Source organism: Luteimonas sp. GW821-FHT14E02 (assembly GCF_058803905.1).
The window spans coordinates 87,107-99,208 of sequence record NZ_JBXAPK010000009.1 but is presented as its reverse complement, the minus strand read 5'-3'; the positions used below and the strand labels follow the sequence as shown (position 1 = coordinate 99,208).

The window sequence follows — 12,102 nt, the reverse complement described above, 5'->3', positions numbered from 1 at the left end:
GGTTACCGCAATTCCACGATCAGCGCCGCCGCGGCTTCGCGCACCACGCGTCGCGCGTCGTCGATGTCCGCGCCACGCGCGAGGGTGACGGCGACACGGCGCTGTCCTTCCACGCGCGGCTTGCCGAACAGGCGCAGCGCGGTGTGTGGCGTCTGCAAGGCCGCCTCGACGGCGCTGAACACCGGCACGCCATGCCCCTGCGCCAGCACCGCGCACGATGCCGACGGACCGATCTGCGCGATCCAGCCTTCGCTGTCGGCATGGATCGGCAAACCAAGGATCGCACGCGCATGCAGCGCGAACTCGCTCAGCTCCTGCGACACCAGCGTCACCAGGCCGGTATCGTGCGGCCGCGGCGAGACTTCGCTGAACCACACCTGGTCGCCCTTCACGAACAGCTCCACGCCGAACAGGCCCCAGCCGCCGAGATCGTCTGTAATTGCCTTTGCGATCTCCTGCGCGCGGGTGAGCGCCTGCTGTGACATCGGCTGCGGTTGCCAGCTTTCGCGATAGTCGCCGTCCCGCTGCAAGTGTCCGACCGGCGCGCAGAACGCGGTGCCGCCGGCATGGCGCACCGTCAGCAGCGTGATCTCGTAGTCGAAATCGATGAACCCTTCGACGATCACGCGACCGGCGCCGGCACGGCCACCGGTCTGCGCGTAATCCCAGGCGGGATCGATCTCCTGCGCCGTGCGCACCAGGCTTTGCCCCTTGCCCGAAGACGACATCACCGGCTTGATCACGCACGGCAGACCGAGTGCCTGCACGGCCTCGCGATAGTCCTCGCGTGTATCGACGAAGCGATATGGCGAGGTCGGCAAGCCCAGCGTCTCGGCCGCGAGCCGGCGGATGCCCTCGCGATCCATGGTCAGGCGCGCGGCGCGCGCCGTCGGAATGATGCGTGTCGCCGCACCAGTGCGTGCGAACTCCTGTTCCAGCTGCACCAGCGTCTCGGTGTGGATCGCCTCGATCTCCGGCACCACCAGGTGCGGCTTTTCCAGCTCGATCAGCGCGCGGATCGCGGCGCCGTCGAGCATGTCGAGCACATGACGGCGATGCGCGACCTGCATCGCGGGCGCGTCGGCATAACGATCGGCCGCGATCACCTCGACGCCGAAGCGTTGCAGCTCGATGACGACCTCCTTGCCGAGTTCGCCGGAGCCCAGCAGCAGCACGCGCAGCGCGTGTTCGGAATACGGCGTGCCGATGACGACGGAGGAGGACATGCGGGGCCTTGCGAGTGCGGGAGCCGACATTTTAAACGCGTGGGCGCCGCCACGGCTGTTTCCTCGCGTCATTGCGGACGAAACCTCCTCCGCAACGCAGCGTCCCGCGAGGAGTATTCCCGCGGGCAGCGCAAGTGCCTCGCGGCCGCTTCCGCGAACGATCCCGCGATGCCATGCTGCGTGCATGCCGAGGCCGCTTCGCGATCCGCTACGCCAGTTGCTGTTGCCGCTCGCGGTATTCACCGCGCTGGCGCAGCTGGCGGCCTGCAGCGTGCAGAAGCCGCCGTTCGCGCAGCTGTCCGGCATGCTGATGGACGAGCGGCTCGACGAGGTGAGCGGTCTCGCCGCCTCGCGCACGCACGAGGACGTGCTGTGGATGCTCGACGATGGCGGCAATGCGCCGCAATTGTTCGCGATCGGCACGCGCGGGCAATTGCTGGCCACGTTCCGCATCGATGGCGCCGCGAACACTGACTGGGAGGATCTGGCGGCCTTCGATCTCGATGGCCGCCATTACCTCATGATCGCCGATACCGGCGACAACGGCGGCCTGCGGCGCAGCCTGCAGCTGCACGTCATCGAGGAGCCCCAGGCGCTCGACGCACCGGCGTCGAAGCGCGTGTTGCATCCGGCCTGGTCGATCGCGTTCCGCTGGCCGGACGGCGCGCGCGACTGCGAAGCGATCGCGGTCGATCCCGTGCTCGGACAGGTCTTGCTGATCTCGAAGAAGCGCACGCCGCCGGAATTGTTCGCGGTGCCGCTGCGCCCGCGCGACGATGCGGTGCAGACCGCCGCGAAGCTGGGCACCCTCGCCGGCGTCCCCTTGCCCACGGAAGAAGAACTGCAAGCCAATCCACGCATGGCCCGCATCCGCCATCAGGTCACCTCCTCCGACATCGCACCCGATCGCGGTCGCATCGCGGTGATGACCTACAGCGAAGTGCTGCTGTACCGGCGCCGCGACCGGCAAGGCTGGGCCGAGGCGCTCGCCGGCAAGCCTGTCGTGCATGAACTGCCCTGGCTGCCGCAGGCCGAGGCCATCGGCTGGGCCGAGGGCGGACGCGGCCTGTTCGCGACCGGCGAATTCGCGCCGGCGCCACTGCTCTACCTCAACACCGATTGAGCCGGCCGGCTCGGCCTTCCAATCAAACAAAGGAAAATCAATCGCTTACCAATGCGGCTAGCCGATTGCGCCCGCTCGATTGACAATGTGATATCAAATTGATATCAATATCTCATCCACTCAGGGGATGAGGAGACACCCAATGAAAGAAAACCCGACCCGCTCGCTACCCGGCATTCCCGTTCTGCTCGGGCTGTTCGTCGTCTGCCTGGGCGCCGGCTACGTCGTCCTGACCAGCGTGGCCGCCCAGCAGTGGGCGCCCGCCGCCATCGCGCTTCCGATCGGCTTGATCGCCTTGCTCTGCCTGTTCGGCGTCTACATGGTCGAACCCAACCAGGCCGCGGTGCTGAGCCTGTTCGGCAAGTACGTCGGCACGGTGAAGGACAACGGCCTGCGCTGGAACAACCCCTTCTACTCGAAGAGGAAGGTCAGCCAGCGCGTGCGCAATTTCGAAAGCGGCAAGCTCAAGGTCAACGAACTCGACGGCAGCCCGATCGAGATCGCCTCGGTGATCGTCTGGCAAGTGGTGGATTCCGCCGAGGCGGTTTACAACGTCGACGACTACGAGAGCTTCGTGCACATCCAAACCGAATCCGCGCTGCGCACGATGGCGACGAGTTATCCCTACGACCAGCACGAGGATGGACAGATTGCGCTGCGCAGCCATGCCACCGAGATCTCGAAGCACCTGAAGGACGAACTCGGCGACCGCCTCGCCGACGCCGGCGTGCAAGTGCTGGACGCGCGCATCAGCCACCTCGCCTACGCACCGGAGATCGCGCAGGCGATGCTGCAGCGCCAGCAGGCCAACGCGATCATCGCCGCGCGCACGCGCATCGTCGCCGGTGCCGTCGGCATGGTCGAGATGGCGCTCGCCGAACTGCAGAAGAACGGCGTGGTGCAACTGGACGAGGAACGCAAGGCCAGCATGGTCAGCAATCTGCTCGTGGTGCTGTGCGGCGATCGCGCCACGCAGCCGATCGTCAACGCCGGTACGCTGTACTGAGCACGGCGCACCGCCCTCTCTTCATCGGAGAACCATCATGGATACAGTGCATTACAGCGGTGCCGCCGTCCTGATCGCATTGCTGCCGATCCTGCCGCTGGCGATGCTTTTGCGTCGCCGCGGCCAGCGCAAATGGCGGCGCGGGCTCGTCGCGGCGGGGATCTCCTCCCTCGCCCTGCTCGCCACGGGCATCGCGATCGCGACCACGCACGGCGCACTCTAGCCCGCCCACGGCACGCGAGATCGATGAGCGAGAAGAAAGCCTACCCGCTACGCATCAGCGCCGACGTGCTGGCCGCGGCGCAACGCTGGGCCGACGACGAGTTGCGCAGCCTCAACGCGCAGATCGAATACGTGCTGCGGGATGCGCTGCGCAAGGCCGGGCGGCTGCCGAACCGCAACGAAGATCCGCCGGACCAGAACGAACCATGAGCACCTCCCTGTCGGACAGGCGCATGAAGACGACGAAACCCGCTCGCGACTTCCCGCTCGCACCTTTGCATCGTCTCTCGTGGGGACTGCTGGTCGCGGTCTGGGTGACGCTCGTGGTCATCGCGTACATGCAGCCACACCAGCAGCCGCCCACCAATCCCGTGCCGTGGTGGCTGGTCGTACCGTTCGCCATCGCGCTGGTGGTGATCGGTCCTTTGATCATGCTGCTGCATCGCCGCATCTCCCTTAACGACCGCACTCTCGTCGTCGCAGCCGCGCTGCTTTACACGCGCCGCGTCGCGGTCGACGATCTGCTGCTGGAGCGCGCGCGGATCCTCTCGCTCGACGAGCACGTCCAATTCAAGCCGATCCTGCCGCTGTTCGCCTTCGGCCTGCCCGGCTTCAAGGCCGGCCAATATCTGTTGCGCAACCGTCACCGCGCGTTCTGCCTGCTGACCGACCGGAAGCGCGTGCTGGTGCTGCCGCAGCGCGACGGCAAGCTGCTCCTGCTCAGCCCGGAGAAACCGCAGGCGCTGCTCGACGAACTGCGACGCATCGCGCAATCCGGCGCGCCGCCGGCTCCTCGACGCCTGCAGGGCTGAACGCGACACCCTACTTCGGCGCGGAACGCCGAAGGCGTGGCCAAAAGCACGCCACACGTCCTATGCTCCCGTCATGCGCGCCCGTCCCTTGCATTTGATCAACACCCCGGACATCGAACTGTGGCCCGCGCACCTGCTGCGCGCGCGCAGCAACCGCGACGCGCGCACGCTCGCCCGCGCAAGGCACGTCCTGCGCCGCAAGCGTGACGGCCGCTATCTCGCTGCGGAACTGCCCGAGGGCCTCCTGCCCCTGGTACAGCGCTGGGCGCACGAACCCGGCGTCGATGAAGCGCTCGATGCCCTGGATCGCGTCTCAGAGCATCGACGCTCCGGTATCGACACCGTCGCCGAATTGCCCCTGCACCGCCTGCACGATCGTCTCGACGCCCTCGGCATCGACGCCGAAGGCTATGCCGCGCACACCGGCCTCGCGCTGGTCGCCGAGCCGGCGTGGCTCGCCCTCGCCGGCTTCGACCGCTATCGGCGTCCGCTCTGGCTGCACATCGATGCCGCGCGCGCATGGCGCAGCATGCAGTCCGCCGCGCTGCTCGAAGGCGTGTTGCTGGAATCGATCTCCGGATACCGCAGCCACGATTACCAGCTCGGCATTTTCGAACGCAAACTCGCGCGCGGACTCAGCGTCGACGACATCCTCGCCGTGAATGCCGCGCCAGGCTATTCGGAGCACCATTCCGGGCTCGCACTCGACATCGGCACACCGGGTGAACCGCCAGCGGAGGAATCCTTCGAACGGACGGAGGCCTTCGCCTGGCTCGAACGCAACGCGGCGGCCTATGGCTTCGTCATGAGCTATCCGCGCGGCAACCCGAACGGGATCGTGTACGAACCCTGGCATTGGGCATTGGCCCGCGCTTAGTCGACGCTCGATCGGTATCGACTGCAGGCCAATGCGTTGGTTGCGGGTTTAGATCAGCACACTTGGGCACGGCGATGAACAGGAAGCTCCGAAATCGGTAAAGCGACACCATCGAAAGCGCGCCGCTTCATCCGATCTCGATCGACAGCCAATCACTCTTTGGCTTGAAACACGACTTCCTCGTAAGGCTGCACCACCACCCAGCCTTCGCCCGCGAACCTCAGCTGCACGCTTTCGCCAGAGCCGCGTCCGAACAGCGTCCCGATCGAAATATCGGTGACGATCTCCGGTGTCAGGCTGCCCGACCAGGCAACGGTGGCATTGGGATCGGTGAACACCGGACCGGTCGACGCATTCACCGGCAAGGTGAGCGGCTCGTAGTGCGAAGTGATGGCGACGATGCCGTGACCGCTGAGACGCACGTTGAACAAGCCGCCGGACAACATGCCCGCGACCTTGCGCATCATCGTGATCTGGTTGTCGATGGTGGACTCGATCGCGAGCACGTCGTTGCCGTTGACGAAGATCGCCTCGCCCGCCAGTCGCAGCAGCGTGATCTTCTTGCCGGCATCGGCGAGATAGACACGGCCGTTGCCTTCCATCTTCATCAGCTGCATGCCCTCGCCGGTCATCGCCTTCTTCAGCAGGTTGCCGAGCCCCTGCTCCAGCAGCCCCTGGCGGGTGAACTTCACGCTGCCCTTGCGCGCCACCATCGAACCGGCCTTGGCCCAGACCAGGCCGTCGAGCCGCACTTCCAGCAGATGCGAGCTTTCGAGTTCGAACGCGTCGCCGCTGGCATCCTTTTCCTTCGAGTGGGAAAGAAATTCCTGCAGGGTTTGCACGGCCATGATGTTCAGCTCCTTGTGAATGGTGGCGCGATCCTAGCGCAGATGTGCGGCACCCGTGCGCGTGTCAGAAGTGATACGTCGCGCTGAGCAGGTAGTAGCGTCCGCGCGGATCGTCATAGTTGGCCGAATAACCGCCATCCTCGATCTGGTAATTGACCGGCTCGCGATCGGTCAGGTTCTGCACGTTCAAGGCGAAACGCCAGCGCGGAATTCCGGACCAGGCCAGATCGAAATCGAGCGTCGTCGAGCCTGGCGTGGTGCAGCGGCGTGCCGCCGCGTTCTCCGCGGGACAGCTGGCCTGAAGCTCATCGGTCACCTTGCGCGTGCCGAACCAGCGCAACCAGAGCGCGGCATTCCAGTCGTCGATGTTCCATTGCATCGATGCCAGCAGGCTCTTCCTGGGAGCGCCGTATCCCGCGTAATCGATCTCGGGCGCACCGGCATGCGCGCGACGACGCAGTTCCTGCAGCCAGTCGCCGGAGATCCGCCACACGAACCGACCATGGCGTTCCGTTTCAAGCCGGTACTGGGTGTCGAACTGCCAACCGCTCGACTCCGTCCTGCCAACGTTGCCGTAGTACTCGTAGATGTTGAGGACCCCACCTGTTTCGCTGAGTCTTACGCTGTCCTTGAACAAGGAGGAATCATCCTGCGGGGACATGACGCGAACGATCTCGTTGCGGCGCTGGATGCGGTAGTGATCGAGGCTGATGCTCCAACGCGGCGATGGCGACCAGATGAAGCCGAACACGGCGCTGTGGGATGTTTCCGGGCGCAGGTCGGGATTCTCGATGGAACTGCGGTCCACCAGGCATCGGGTGTCATCAATCTCGATGGCACAGGGACCAGGCACGTCACTCCGTAGAACGGACTCAAGCCCCTCGTTGACATTGGGGCGTCGCAATTCGAACAGGCTGGGCGCACGGTAGCCGGTGGCGAACGCGCCGCGCAGCGTCAGGCTGTCATTCAAGCTCCACTTCAGTCCGAGTTTCGGCGATAGCCTGTGACCATAGCCTTCGCGGTAATCGACGCGCGCGGCGAGATCCGCCTGCAGGCGCTGCCACAGCGGCAGATTCACCTCGGCATACACGGCGGCGTTGTCGCGACGATCGTCGATCGCGATCTTCTCCTCCGCCGAAGCCACATCGTCGGCCAGCAAGAGGGCGTCGGGACGATGGCGCAGGGATTCGCGTCCGTACTCGATACCGGCCGCGACCCGGGCGACACCGCCGGGCAGCGGGAACCAGGGGCCTCCGACGTTGAACGACGCCTGCTGCAGCACCGATTTGCCGCGCGTGGTGATGCGCGGCGAAATCGTGGCCAGCAATTCCGGCGAGTTCGGCCCCGAGAAACGGTATTGGTTCGGATTAAAGGCGCTGTTGCGCACCAGGCCATCGGTTCGGCTGACGACGCGGTTCTGATGATGCCCCACGGTCAGATCCCATCCCCAATCGGCCCACATGCCGCGGGCGCCTGCGGTCACATCGAGCGTGTCTTCCTCGGTCTTGTTGCGGACCGGACCGAGATCGTCGAAGGCATAGTACAAAGGCACGCCATCCGGACTGTCCGGATGACCGAACCACGGTTGCACCTTGAAATGGACAGGGGCGTTGTGCAGCCATTGCGTCAGGCTGCCGGCACGCACTTCCGCATGCAGTTCGCCGCGCTCGCCGACCGGCTGGTGCGCGTGCAGATAGACGGTCGCGCGCCGCATCTCCGGCTGCAGGCTGGCGCCGCGCGGCGGATCGAACAGGCAGCCGACGGTCGTCGTCGGCGCGGCGCCGCGGCAATACGACTGCAACAGGCGACCGTCGAAATCGTCGACGTAGCCAAGCCGATAGCGCTCATCGGGAAGACCATCGTCGCGCCGGTCCAGCGTGCGCCAGTCACGATCGGCACCCAGCAGTTCCTCGCGCCGGAAATATTCGCCGCCGACGAAAACGCCGCCGCCACTGCGCGTCTCCTGTCCCACGCCGAAGGACAGGCGCCGCTCCGCCGCGTCGCCGCGTTCGGACAGGCCGTAGCGCATCGTGACCTCGCCGCCTTGTTGCGAGGTGCGCAGGATGATGTTGACCACACCAGCCATCGCGTCGGCGCCGTAGATGGCCGAGGCGCCGCCGCGAAGAATCTCGATGTGATCGACGATGCTGAGCGGGATGCTGTCGAGATCGACCAGACCGCCGAGATCGGACGAGACGAGGCCATAGTTCGCCACGCGCTGGCCGTCGACCAGGAACAACGTCGCGCGCGGCCCGAGTGCGCCGAGGCTGGTGGTGGCCGCGACCGCGAACGGCTGCTGCGCGTCGTCGGCGCCGTCGGTGGACACGGAGATCGGGTGATGCGCCGCCATGCCGGGTTGGGCGCGCAGCAGTTCGAACAGGGTCTGCTTGCCGCTGGTCTCGATTTCCTCGCGCGAAATCACGGTCAGCGGGAAGGCGGAGACCATGTCGATGTCGCTGCGCGGAATGCGGCTGCCGGTCACCTGCACCGAGGTCATCTCGGTGGTCAGTGTCGGCCGCTCCGGTTTCGGCACGTCGATCGCCACGCGCGGCCGCTGCGCCGGCACGGGCAGCGCCTTGAGGAGATAGGTGTCGGCATTCACGGGCACCGCGTGCAGACCGCTGCCGCGCAGCAGGCGTTCGAGGGCGGTGGCGGGACTGAGTTCGAGCCGGAGGCCCGCGCTGCGTCGGCCGGCCACCAGCGACGGCGAGTACAGCAATTGCACGCGGCCCTGGCGCGCCAGCGTCTCCAGTGCGTTTTCGAGAGGGCCGGAGGCGATATCGAAACGGACCGCGGCCCCTGGATCAGCCGCCAGCGCCTGCGACACAGGCCAGCCCGCCCCCGCGATCAGGACCGCCCACAGCCACAGCATGCAACCGAGCAGGCTGCGCTTACTGTCTTGGCGCGTGTTGTTTGAGCGCGTGCTGATTGAGAATCGGGCCATGCAGTCCCGCGTCGTGGGGCGGCGCACAGCCGCAGCAATCCCCCGAGCGGTGGACACGTCCCCCTGCCACGCGGGCTGGGGGCTATTCTGCCACGGAGGTCGCGTTTCGCGAGGCGCCGCCGACGCGGCGGAGTCGGCCGCTCATCCGTGAATGCACGGGGTGTCCGCCCCGCCCACCAGCCTGGATGGCTCAGATCGCAGAGCGAGCCAAAATCGGCCCGATCGTCGCGGATCCGGACGCGATCTACTTCGAACCGGCCTGCCGCTGCAGCACGACCTCGTGCTCGTTGGTACGCTCGGCCCGCAACCCCCATCCCTGCTCCAGCGCCTTGGTCAGCGCGGCCTGGTCGCCGGCATGGAACACACCGCTGATGCGGATGCCGGCCAGCGACGGGTCGCCGAGCCGCAACTGGGTGGTCGAGTAGCGATTGGCCTCTTCCAGCAGCTGGCCCAGCGGACGCTCGCGGAAGATCAGGTCGCCGCGCGGCCAGGCCTGCGCGGTTTCCAGATCGAGCCCGCGCTTGTCGCCGAGCTTGCCGGCGGCGTCGACGGCCACTTGTTCGCCTGGCGCCAGGGTCCGGCGCGGCGCGCCGGTGCCCTCGCCGAGCGAGACCTGGACGATGCCTTCGATCAGACCGACCTGCACGGCCGCGCCGGTGCCACGGCTCACCTGGAACGTCGTGCCGATGTCGCGCACGACGGTCTGGCCGGCCCGCACCAGGAACGGCCGCTGGTCCTTGCCGACTTGTATCTGCACACGCCCGCGCCGCACCTCGACCAGGCGCTCGCTCGCGCCGAAGCGGACGTCGATCGCCGAATCGGTATCGAGCAGCAGACGGGTACCGTCGGACAGGACCTGATCGCGCTGCTCGCCGATCGCCGTGGCGTAGACCTCCGTGGCGGGCACGTCCGCCGGCTGCATCCGCCAGATCGCAGCGCCAACGGCCACGGCGGCCACGGTGGCGGCGATCGACGCCATCGGCATCCAGCGGCGCCACCCGCCCTGCGGCGGCATGCGTCGCGCGCCACGGGCGGCGGCGCGGATGAACTCGTCGTCCGCCAGTTGCGCCGCCAGCGCGTGGGCGCGCTCGGCGTCCAGATAGGCGTCGATGTTCCGGGGCGATTCGGCCAGCCAGTCCTCGAACTCCCGGTGCTCGGCGTCGCTGCAATCCGGCGCCATCAGACGCGCCACCCAGGCCTCGGCGCGGCCGTCGCGCGAGGGCATGGGGGAAGTCACGCCCTGGGAAGCTGTGCCCTGCGAAGTCGCGCTCATCGCAGGCCTCCGCTGCCGCCCGCGTCCTGCGGCAGGCAATCGCGCAGCACCTGCAGCGCCTTGCCGATGTGTTTCTCCACTGCCTTGACGGAAATCCCGCAATGCCGCGCCACTTCGGCGTAGCGCATGCCCTCGATCCGGTTCAGCAGATAGACCTGCCGGCAACGCGGCGGCAGGCGCAGGATGGCATCGCGCACGCGCGCGAGGGTCTGTTCGTTGTCGATGCGCTCGTCGTGCGCCAGTTCCGTGGACGGCAAGGTGAGCATGTCGTCATCGAAGCTGACATGCACGGCGACATGGTGCGACTGCCCGCGGCGGCCGCGGTCGTTGAAGACGTTCAGCGCGATGCGGTACATCAGCGCGCGCAGCTGGGCATGCGGCTGGTTGCGATAGCGCATCAGCCGCACCATCGCTTCCTGGGCCATGTCCCGGGCATCTTCCTCGTTCGCCCGCTTGCGTAGGAAGGCGATCAGCGCCTCCTGGTGATCGCGCACGAAGGCGACGAATCCGGGAGAGGTGTCGTACTCGTCGGCCGTTTCGATCTCCTGCAGCGATCCGGGATCGCGCGCGTTCGGTGCCGCCGAGCTCATGCGCCTGCGTCGCCACCCCGGCCGCGGCGCCAGGGCATGAAGGTGGAAGGTGGCCGAACGCGGGCCGGGCACGCGAAAGGCGGGAACGGCGGCTGCGATCGTGACTGGGTCGGCATGGTTGCAGTTGTAACACGTTGCCAGAGGCACCTGTGTCAAGCCGCGCGGCACTCCTGTCCGCAGCCTTGCTCCCTCGTTTTTTCGCAGCATGACAAGTCTGTCCATGCCTACGGAAACGCGGATCGCGGCGTTTTCCCTACCCGCTTTCGCACACGCCGCGCGATGCTTCGGATGCGCGATGCGCGATGAAGGCGTCACGGGTGTTGAAAAACGCGCTTCCCGCGCGCTTTTCAAGTCACGAATTCGGCACGGGCCCGGAGTCGCTGCCGATGGCACCCTGCTAGAATCTCCGCGCTCATCGCCCCCCACGAGACCGCCCATGACCCAACTCGCCTATCGCCGCGTCCTGTTGAAACTGTCCGGCGAGGCCTTGATGGGCGAGGAGGATTACGGCATCGATCCCAAGGTGATCGGCCGCCTGGCGCGCGAGGTCATCGAGGCGCAGCAGGCCGGGGCCGAGGTCGGCGTGGTGATCGGCGGCGGCAACATCTTCCGCGGCGCGGGCCTCGCGGCCGGCGGCATGGACCGCGTCACCGGCGACCAGATGGGCATGCTCGCCACCGTCATCAACGCCCTGGCCATGCAGGACTCGCTTGAGAAGCTCGGCGCGCGCGTGCGCGTGATGAGCGCGATCAAGATCAACGACGTGTGCGAGGACTACATCCGCCGCCGCGCCATCCGTCACCTGGAAAAGGGCCGCATCGCGATCTTCGCGGCCGGCACCGGCAACCCCTTCTTCACCACCGACTCGGGCGCGGCGCTGCGCGCGATCGAGATCGGCGCCGACCTGCTGCTCAAGGCCACCAAGGTCGACGGCGTCTACGATGCCGATCCGAAGAAGAACCCGGATGCCAAGCGCTTCGACACCCTGACCTACGACGAAGTGATCGCCCGCAACCTCAACGTGATGGACACCGCCGCGTTCGCGCTGTGCCGCGACAGCAATCTGCCGCTGCGCATCTTCGACATGGCGCAGCCGGGGCAGCTGCTGCGCATCCTGCGCGGCGAGCCGATCGGGACGCTGGTGCGCAATCGCGCCTGACGCGGAAACCTGAAAAGCATCC

12 protein-coding genes are annotated in these 12,102 nt (G+C 66.8%); 7 read left to right on the top strand and 5 right to left on the bottom strand.

The window, feature by feature from the left end; translation table 11 throughout:
* Positions 1-2: 2 nt before the first annotated feature.
* On the bottom strand, positions 3-1,226 hold the full coding sequence (gene purT, locus AC1RNP_RS15055) for a formate-dependent phosphoribosylglycinamide formyltransferase (RefSeq protein ID WP_493052093.1): 1,224 nt from the start codon (positions 1,224-1,226) through the stop codon (positions 3-5).
* A gap of 184 nt (positions 1,227-1,410) precedes the next feature.
* Between purT and AC1RNP_RS15050 the strand changes: the two genes are divergently transcribed.
* The 6 genes from AC1RNP_RS15050 (at position 1,411) to AC1RNP_RS15025 (ending at position 5,266) form a co-directional block, all read left to right on the top strand.
* A complete protein-coding gene (locus AC1RNP_RS15050) occupies positions 1,411-2,349 on the top strand; it encodes a hypothetical protein (RefSeq protein WP_493052092.1) in 939 nt (312 codons plus the stop codon).
* Between the two features lie 142 nt (positions 2,350-2,491).
* Positions 2,492-3,355 (top strand): SPFH domain-containing protein, encoded by an 864-nt coding sequence (locus AC1RNP_RS15045; RefSeq protein WP_493052091.1) that lies wholly within the window; start codon positions 2,492-2,494, stop codon positions 3,353-3,355.
* A gap of 37 nt (positions 3,356-3,392) precedes the next feature.
* Positions 3,393-3,578 carry a hypothetical protein gene (locus AC1RNP_RS15040; RefSeq protein ID WP_493052090.1) on the top strand — a complete coding sequence of 62 codons (186 nt, stop codon included), beginning with the start codon at positions 3,393-3,395 and terminating at the stop codon, positions 3,576-3,578.
* A 23-nt stretch (positions 3,579-3,601) separates the two neighbouring features.
* The gene (locus tag AC1RNP_RS15035; RefSeq protein ID WP_493052089.1) at positions 3,602-3,787 is read left to right on the top strand and encodes a type II toxin-antitoxin system antitoxin; all 186 of its coding nucleotides are present in this window, start codon (positions 3,602-3,604) and stop codon (positions 3,785-3,787) included.
* Positions 3,784-4,389, top strand: a complete 606-nt coding sequence (locus tag AC1RNP_RS15030; protein WP_493052088.1) for a PH domain-containing protein — start codon at positions 3,784-3,786, stop codon at positions 4,387-4,389. The genes AC1RNP_RS15035 and AC1RNP_RS15030 overlap by 4 nt, the downstream gene beginning before the upstream one ends.
* Before the next feature lie 73 nt (positions 4,390-4,462).
* Entirely contained in the window at positions 4,463-5,266 is an 804-nt protein-coding gene (locus AC1RNP_RS15025) for a M15 family metallopeptidase (protein ID WP_493052087.1), read from the top strand.
* A gap of 152 nt (positions 5,267-5,418) precedes the next feature.
* On the opposite strand, the gene AC1RNP_RS15020 is transcribed toward AC1RNP_RS15025, so the two are convergent.
* The 4 genes from AC1RNP_RS15020 to AC1RNP_RS15005 form a co-directional block, all read right to left on the bottom strand.
* Positions 5,419-6,114, bottom strand: a complete 696-nt coding sequence (locus tag AC1RNP_RS15020; protein ID WP_493052086.1) for an AIM24 family protein — start codon at positions 6,112-6,114, stop codon at positions 5,419-5,421.
* 64 nt (positions 6,115-6,178) lie between these two features.
* Entirely contained in the window at positions 6,179-9,058 is a 2,880-nt protein-coding gene (locus AC1RNP_RS15015) for a TonB-dependent receptor domain-containing protein (RefSeq protein WP_493052085.1), read from the bottom strand.
* Positions 9,059-9,302: 244 nt separating this feature from the next.
* Positions 9,303-10,331, bottom strand: a complete 1,029-nt coding sequence (locus tag AC1RNP_RS15010; protein ID WP_493052084.1) for a FecR family protein — start codon at positions 10,329-10,331, stop codon at positions 9,303-9,305.
* On the bottom strand, positions 10,328-10,921 hold the full coding sequence (locus AC1RNP_RS15005; RefSeq protein WP_493052083.1) for an RNA polymerase sigma factor: 594 nt from the start codon (positions 10,919-10,921) through the stop codon (positions 10,328-10,330). The genes AC1RNP_RS15010 and AC1RNP_RS15005 overlap by 4 nt, the downstream gene beginning before the upstream one ends.
* A gap of 436 nt (positions 10,922-11,357) precedes the next feature.
* Here AC1RNP_RS15005 and pyrH point away from each other — a divergent pair, with 436 nt between their 5' ends.
* Positions 11,358-12,080 (top strand): UMP kinase, encoded by a 723-nt coding sequence (pyrH, locus tag AC1RNP_RS15000; protein ID WP_226470030.1) that lies wholly within the window; start codon positions 11,358-11,360, stop codon positions 12,078-12,080.
* The last annotated feature ends 22 nt before the right edge of the window (positions 12,081-12,102 follow it).

Coding starts and splice junctions, on each gene's coding strand:
- AC1RNP_RS15015 (WP_493052085.1), bottom strand. CDS start 9,058: ATGGCCCGATTCTCAATCAGCACGCGCTCAAACAACACGCGCCAAGAC.
- AC1RNP_RS15035 (WP_493052089.1), top strand. CDS start 3,602: ATGAGCGAGAAGAAAGCCTACCCGCTACGCATCAGCGCCGACGTGCTG.
- AC1RNP_RS15030 (WP_493052088.1), top strand. CDS start 3,784: ATGAGCACCTCCCTGTCGGACAGGCGCATGAAGACGACGAAACCCGCT.
- AC1RNP_RS15045 (WP_493052091.1), top strand. CDS start 2,492: ATGAAAGAAAACCCGACCCGCTCGCTACCCGGCATTCCCGTTCTGCTC.
- AC1RNP_RS15050 (WP_493052092.1), top strand. CDS start 1,411: ATGCCGAGGCCGCTTCGCGATCCGCTACGCCAGTTGCTGTTGCCGCTC.
- AC1RNP_RS15020 (WP_493052086.1), bottom strand. CDS start 6,114: ATGGCCGTGCAAACCCTGCAGGAATTTCTTTCCCACTCGAAGGAAAAG.
- AC1RNP_RS15005 (WP_493052083.1), bottom strand. CDS start 10,921: ATGAGCTCGGCGGCACCGAACGCGCGCGATCCCGGATCGCTGCAGGAG.
- AC1RNP_RS15010 (WP_493052084.1), bottom strand. CDS start 10,331: ATGAGCGCGACTTCGCAGGGCACAGCTTCCCAGGGCGTGACTTCCCCC.
- AC1RNP_RS15040 (WP_493052090.1), top strand. CDS start 3,393: ATGGATACAGTGCATTACAGCGGTGCCGCCGTCCTGATCGCATTGCTG.
- AC1RNP_RS15025 (WP_493052087.1), top strand. CDS start 4,463: ATGCGCGCCCGTCCCTTGCATTTGATCAACACCCCGGACATCGAACTG.
- purT (WP_493052093.1), bottom strand. CDS start 1,226: ATGTCCTCCTCCGTCGTCATCGGCACGCCGTATTCCGAACACGCGCTG.
- pyrH (WP_226470030.1), top strand. CDS start 11,358: ATGACCCAACTCGCCTATCGCCGCGTCCTGTTGAAACTGTCCGGCGAG.